Annotated in this window: 8 protein-coding genes; 6 read left to right on the forward strand and 2 right to left on the reverse strand. The window is 56.3% G+C overall.

The window, feature by feature from the left end; genetic code table 11:
- Positions 1-49 precede the first annotated feature (49 nt).
- Positions 50-484 carry a mercury resistance transcriptional regulator MerR gene (locus tag HX884_RS24985; protein WP_032490487.1) on the reverse strand — a complete coding sequence of 145 codons (435 nt, stop codon included), beginning with the start codon at positions 482-484 and terminating at the stop codon, positions 50-52.
- 71 nt (positions 485-555) lie between these two features.
- On the opposite strand from HX884_RS24985, the gene HX884_RS24990 reads away from it, so the two are divergent.
- The 6 genes from HX884_RS24990 (at position 556) to merD (ending at position 4,844) form a co-directional block, all read left to right on the forward strand.
- Positions 556-906, forward strand: coding sequence for a mercuric transport protein MerT (locus HX884_RS24990; RefSeq protein WP_001294663.1), 351 nt, complete (start codon positions 556-558; stop codon positions 904-906).
- Positions 907-919: 13 nt separating this feature from the next.
- Positions 920-1,195: a mercury resistance system periplasmic binding protein MerP gene (merP, locus tag HX884_RS24995; protein ID WP_011405607.1), complete on the forward strand. Its 276-nt coding sequence runs from the start codon at positions 920-922 to the stop codon at positions 1,193-1,195.
- 187 nt (positions 1,196-1,382) lie between these two features.
- On the forward strand, positions 1,383-3,092 hold the full coding sequence (gene merA / locus HX884_RS25000) for a mercury(II) reductase (protein WP_011405608.1): 1,710 nt from the start codon (positions 1,383-1,385) through the stop codon (positions 3,090-3,092).
- 35 nt (positions 3,093-3,127) lie between these two features.
- Entirely contained in the window at positions 3,128-3,781 is a 654-nt protein-coding gene (gene merG / locus HX884_RS25005; protein WP_011405609.1) for a phenylmercury resistance protein MerG, read from the forward strand.
- A gap of 80 nt (positions 3,782-3,861) precedes the next feature.
- Complete coding sequence (gene merB / locus HX884_RS25010; RefSeq protein WP_011405610.1) at positions 3,862-4,500, forward strand: organomercurial lyase MerB; 639 nt, start codon at positions 3,862-3,864, stop codon at positions 4,498-4,500.
- Complete coding sequence (merD, locus tag HX884_RS25015; RefSeq protein ID WP_021443905.1) at positions 4,497-4,844, forward strand: mercuric resistance transcriptional repressor MerD; 348 nt, start codon at positions 4,497-4,499, stop codon at positions 4,842-4,844. Before merB ends, merD begins: the two co-directional genes overlap by 4 nt.
- 90 nt (positions 4,845-4,934) lie before the next feature.
- On the opposite strand, the gene HX884_RS27050 is transcribed toward merD, so the two are convergent.
- On the reverse strand, positions 4,935-5,393 hold the full coding sequence (locus HX884_RS27050; RefSeq protein ID WP_011405611.1) for a hypothetical protein: 459 nt from the start codon (positions 5,391-5,393) through the stop codon (positions 4,935-4,937).
- Positions 5,394-5,709: the final 316 nt, after the last annotated feature.

Raw genomic sequence — 5,709 nt, forward strand, 5'->3', positions numbered from 1 at the left:
AGCATAGTACCGGGAAGGAGGGAGTGACCATCTCATTAAATAAAGCACGCTAAGCTGTGGAAGCCCCTGCCAAGCTCGTTCCACCTTGCAACGACGCAATCAGCGGACACGAAACATTCCCCTGCCGCGAATGGCAGGCGCACACCAGGTCAGACAGCACAGCCTCCATGCGCGCCAAATCGGCCATCTTCTCGCGCACGTCTTGGAGCTTGTGCTCGGCCAGGCTGCTGGCCTCCTCGCAGTGGGTGCCATCGTCGAGCCGCAACAGCTCGGCAATCTCGTCCAGACTGAACCCCAGCCGCTGTGCCGATTTCACGAATTTCACCCGAACCACGTCCGCCTCCCCATAGCGGCGGATGCTGCCGTAAGGCTTGTCCGGTTCCGGCAACAGGCCCTTGCGCTGATAGAAGCGGATTGTCTCCACGTTGACCCCGGCCGCCTTGGCAAAAACGCCAATGGTCAGGTTTTCCAAATTATTTTCCATATCGCTTGACTCCGTACATGAGTACGGAAGTAAGGTTACGCTATCCAATCCAAATTCAAAAGGGCCAACGTATGTCTGAACCACAAAACGGGCGCGGTGCGCTCTTCGCCGGCGGGCTGGCCGCCATTCTTGCATCGACCTGCTGCCTGGGGCCGCTAGTACTGGTCGCCCTGGGCTTCTCCGGTGCTTGGATCGGCAACCTGACGGTGCTGGAACCCTATCGACCGTTGTTCATCGGCGCGGCGCTAGTGGCGCTGTTCTTCGCCTGGAAGCGGATTTACCGGCCCGTGCAGGCATGCAAGCCAGGTGAGGTCTGCGCGATTCCGCAGGTGCGCGCCACCTACAAGCTGATTTTCTGGATCGTGGCCGTGCTGGTCCTGGTCGCGCTTGGATTTCCCTATGTCGTTCCATTTTTCTATTAACCAGGAGTTCATCATGAAGAAACTGTTTGCCTCCCTTGCCCTCGCCGCCGCTGTTGCCCCGGTGTGGGCCGCCACGCAGACGGTCACCTTGGCCGTTCCTGGCATGACCTGCGCGACTTGTCCTATCACCATTAAAAAGGCCTTGAGCAAGGTCGACGGTGTTAGCAAGACCGAGGTCGACTTCTCAACCAAGCTTGCCGTCGTAACGTTTGACGATGCGAAGACCAACGTCCAGGCGCTTAGCAAGGCGACGACGGATGTAGGCTACCCATCTGAGCTGAAGAAGTAAGGCAACAAATAACGGCAGCATCGCTAGAACCACGGCAGAGATGCCGCTCAGGCGATTCTGCCGGTCGTCATCGCGTGAGCAGCCTGTAAACGACCCACGGAGCCTGTTCCCTGAAGCGCACAACCGATTCAGTGACCGAGGCGTCGTACTAGTTGGCTTGGGCACAACGGATAAAAGAGAGAGCGGAATGCAAGAGTTAAACGAAGTTGGTTTGAGCGTGGCGGGAATGACTTGCCCAAGTTGTACAAGGCACGTTGAGGACGCGCTGCTGGCGGTCCCCGGCGTAACGCGAGCGGCTGTCGATTATCCATCGAACAAGGCGCAAGTCACAGGCAATAGGCTTGACGTGTCCGCGCTCGTAGCAGCAGTGGGCGCCCTTGGTTACGGTGCTACGCCTACAGACGAATTTGAAAGCAAAGAGCGCAGTGTTGAACAGCCAGGACTCCTTGGCAAAGCCGCCCAGTGGCTGAGCGGCGAGCGCGCGGTGGAGAAACCGGCAGGTCAGCTGCATGTGGCGATCATCGGTACTGGCGGCGCCGCTGTGGCAGCAGCGCTGAAGGCAGCTGAAAACGGTGCCCGTGTCACCCTGATCGAGCGGGGAACTATCGGCGGCACCTGCGTCAACGTGGGCTGCGTCCCTTCTAAGATCATGATTCGGGCAGCGCATATCGCTCATCTGCGACGCGAAAGTCCTTTTGACGTGGGACTGTCGGCAACGCCCCCAGTTGTCCTGCGTGACCGTCTGCTGGCGCAACAGCAGGCCCGTGTGGACGAGCTGCGTCATGCTAAATATGAAAGCATCCTCGAAAGCAATCCGTCGATCAATCTGGTGCGAGGCAGCGCCCGATTCAAGGATGGCCAAACGCTTATCGTGGAAGCGGCAGAAGGTGACACTCGCGAAGTGGCCTTCGATCGCTGTCTCATTGCCACTGGTGCAAGCGCTGCCATCCCGCCGTTGCCTGGTCTTGCAGGAACGCCATATTGGACGTCCACCGAAGCCCTGGTTAGCGAAGCCATTCCTAAACGGCTGGCAGTAATTGGCGCCTCGGTCGTAGCACTGGAACTGGCACAAGCGTTTGCGCGCTTGGGCAGCGAGGTGACGGTCCTGGCCCGGCGCACCTTGTTTGCCAGTGACGACCCTGCCATTGGCGAGGCCGTGACTGCAGCTTTCCGTGCGGAAGGCATCACGGTGCTGACACAGACGCAGGCGAGTGCCGTGACCTATTGCGACCGCCAATTCATCCTGACGACCGCGCAGGGCGAGTTAAAGGTGGATCAATTGCTTGTTGCCACCGGCCGCACGCCAAATACCGCAAGCCTGAATCTCGAGCGCGCAGGTGTGACGTTTGACTCGCAACATCGCATCCTGATCGATCAAGGCATGCGCACGAGTGCTTCGAACATTTACGCAGCTGGCGACTGCACTGACCAGCCTCAGTACGTCTACGTTGCAGCCGCGGCTGGTACCCGGGCTGGCATTAATATGACCGGCGGCGACGTAAAGCTCGATCTCGACGCCATGCCGGCAGTCGTGTTCACCGATCCGCAAGTTGCCACGGTAGGCTACAGTGAAGCAGAGGCCCAGCGCATTGGTCTGCAAACCGAAAGCCGTACGCTCACGCTCGACAATGTGCCGCGTGCACTCGCCAACTTCGATACCCGCGGCTTTATCAAGCTTGTTGCTGAGGCAGGGTCCGGACGCATTCTCGGAGTCCAGGCTGTGACACCGGAAGCAGGCGAAATCATCCAGACTGCCGCGATTGCCATCCGGGCCCGCATGACCGTCCAGGATCTGGCTAACCAGCTTTTCCCTTACCTCACCATGGTTGAAGGTCTCAAACTGGTGGCACAGACTTTTTCGAAGGATGTGACACAGCTATCGTGCTGTGCCGGCTAAACCTTGGGCACCAAAACAGGGACAGAGGAGTTTTTATGTTTTGTGACATCAGACTTAAATTACGCCGTGTACGCGCGTGCTTGACGATCGTACTGGCAAGTACCGCAACGTTAGGCATGCCAAACCAAGCGTTGGCGGCTTATGATTTTTCTAAGCTCGGCGCCGCGATTGAAACATTGTCGCCAGAGACCGTCAGTGATTGGGAAAAGAAGGCCAGGGCTGGCGATGCCATGGCTCAGAACATCATGGGTCTTGCGTACAAATGCGGTATGGGCGTAAAGCAAAACCACGCGGCATCGATCCAGTGGTTCCGCAGGGCGGCCGAGCAGGGTGAAGCCGATGCACAGTTCAACCTCGGGCGCCTCTACGGAAGTGAAGTCGACGGTATGTATAAGAATGGGCGTGCGGCTCCTGCCAACGATGCAGAGGCTTTCAAGTGGTACCGCCTCGCTGCCGAGCAGGGACACACGCAGGCTCAAGTCAGGCTGGCCCAGCTGTTTGCAAAGGGTCTTACCGACATCGCGCCCGACCAGGTGCAGGCATACCAGTGGATGAGTCTGGCCGCAGCGTCGGGAGAACCGACAGCAGCAAAAGTCGTTGCAGACTATGCAGCTCAAATGAAGCCCGAACAGTTACAGCAAGCCCAGCTGCTGGCCGAGGAATGGCAACGCCGGCAAGGCACAAAGTAATTCGTCTTTGTTAAGCGCAGGACGTAACCGCCGAGTAAGGTTTATCCCGGTTGATCGCTGCCCGATATAACAGGTGGAAAATGGACAAGACTATTTATTCCAAAAAGATTGCCGAAAGCCTTTCATCTGGCAATCATCCTAAAGAGTTCGCAACGCTCTTTGTCGCGCTGCTCCGACAGCTAGCGATGGGGGGACCTGTATCACGCGAAAAGCTCGCCGGCGCACTCGGATGGTCTGGAGCGAGAGTTGCAACGGTACTTGAGCAGGCACCTGGTACGGAATATGACGACGAGGCCAATATCATTGGACTGGGGCTGACACTACGTGAAACCTCTCACGTTTTTGAGGTGGATGGCCGTCATTTGTACACATGGTGTGCGCTGGACACCTTGATGTTTCCCGCCTTGACCGGCAAGATTGCCCGTGTCACTTCCCGCTGCGCCGCCACCGGTAGGCCGATCACTCTCACCGTTGCACCAGAAGCAGTGCTTCATGTCGAACCGGCAGAAGCAATGGTTTCACTGCGAACTCCGGATACTTCGCCCGACATTCGTTGTTCGTTTTGCTGTCATGTGCATTTCTTTGCGTCTCCGTCTATTGCAAATTCGTGGGCTTCGACCCACCAAGGGATTGAGGTCGTGCCTGTCGAGAGTGCGTTCGACCTTGGTCATGATGTCGCGCTTAAGCTGCTAGAGGACTGCGAGGAAAGCCCAGTATGAATGCGTACTCGATATCGAAGCTGGCTGATGATGCTTGCGTCAGCGTGCATGTCGTGCGCGACTACATGATACGCGGCTTGTTGCACCCTGCTCGGCGAACCGAAAGTGGCTATAACATTTTCGATGACAAAACACTCGGAAGGCTGCGGTTTCTCCGCGCAGCCTTCGAGTCCGGAATTGGGCTCGACGAACTGGCGCGACTTTGCAAAGCATTGGACGCAGACGATAGCGAAAGCCTGGACCGATGCGTCGAGCGCGTGCGATGGAAGATCGACGTGCGTCGAACAGTTTTGACTGTCGTCGAGGCCTCTTTGAATGAAATGGCGGCCGGTGCAGCTACTTGAGGTCCGGCCGGTAAAAGCGTTGGAATTAGCCACTTCGTATATAATATATTGATTAATATAGCTTTTTCGATGAATGTTTGACTAAAGCCTTTATCGCGACAGTGACTCCTGAAGCTGCTTAAACTGCCCCTGAATCACCGCTTTTTCCTGAAGAATCAACTTGTTCTCATCGGACAGAACTTCCGCTCTATTCTGAGAGGCTTTCAGATCCGTTTTGGTGACCTCTAATGCTTGGGATAGTACGGCCACCTGCTTATCGGCATCTGCTTTCTGGCTTGCGAGTGCGGCAATATTATCCGCCAATTGTTTGCTTTCATGCTTCCGCTCCCGGTTTTTTGCCGAGGCGTCGTTAAGTTGATGCTCCAAGTTCTGGATATCGGCCACTTGCCTATCCAAGGTGCTTTTGTGCATCGCATTGGCCTGTTCGAGCTCATGCGTTTGTCGTTGTAATTGCGCATTAGTGTCTATCAGCTCGGACGCTCTTGACTCGGCTTGGATGAGCCGGTTTTGCAGGTCTTGAATCTGGTCTTTCAGGCCCCGGTTAACCATCTGGAATTGCTCGCGCTCCTGCTGCCGGTCTTCGGCGGTGCGTTGCTGGTAGGGGGCACCTCAGAAAACGGAATCTATGGTCACTCCCGTTTTTGCAACACCGATTTTGACGACAAGTTGGCTTGCTTGAATCTATCCGGCGTCTGAATGGGATTTTATTCCCGCGCCTTGATGAGTTCCGCGCCTGATGAACCTCCAGAAAATATACGGCTTCAATGAGCCTTTCCGTTTTAGGGGTCGGTTCCGGCTGAGGGCGAAATTACACCCTAAGCGTTAGCTCTGTGTCGTTGCACGATGTCAGCGACGGTATTCTTGC

The sequence above is a fragment of the Enterobacter sp. SECR19-1250 genome (assembly GCF_013391025.1).
Lineage (GTDB): Bacteria > Pseudomonadota > Gammaproteobacteria > Enterobacterales > Enterobacteriaceae > Enterobacter > Enterobacter cloacae.

Bases quoted from the DNA above. Each gene is read 5' to 3' on its own strand.
- HX884_RS24985 (WP_032490487.1), bottom strand. From the start codon at position 484: ATGGAAAATAATTTGGAAAACCTGACCATTGGCGTTTTTGCCAAGGCG.
- HX884_RS24990 (WP_001294663.1), top strand. From the start codon at position 556: ATGTCTGAACCACAAAACGGGCGCGGTGCGCTCTTCGCCGGCGGGCTG.
- merP (WP_011405607.1), top strand. From the start codon at position 920: ATGAAGAAACTGTTTGCCTCCCTTGCCCTCGCCGCCGCTGTTGCCCCG.
- merA (WP_011405608.1), top strand. From the start codon at position 1,383: ATGCAAGAGTTAAACGAAGTTGGTTTGAGCGTGGCGGGAATGACTTGC.
- merG (WP_011405609.1), top strand. From the start codon at position 3,128: ATGTTTTGTGACATCAGACTTAAATTACGCCGTGTACGCGCGTGCTTG.
- merB (WP_011405610.1), top strand. From the start codon at position 3,862: ATGGACAAGACTATTTATTCCAAAAAGATTGCCGAAAGCCTTTCATCT.
- merD (WP_021443905.1), top strand. From the start codon at position 4,497: ATGAATGCGTACTCGATATCGAAGCTGGCTGATGATGCTTGCGTCAGC.
- HX884_RS27050 (WP_011405611.1), bottom strand. From the start codon at position 5,393: ATGGTTAACCGGGGCCTGAAAGACCAGATTCAAGACCTGCAAAACCGG.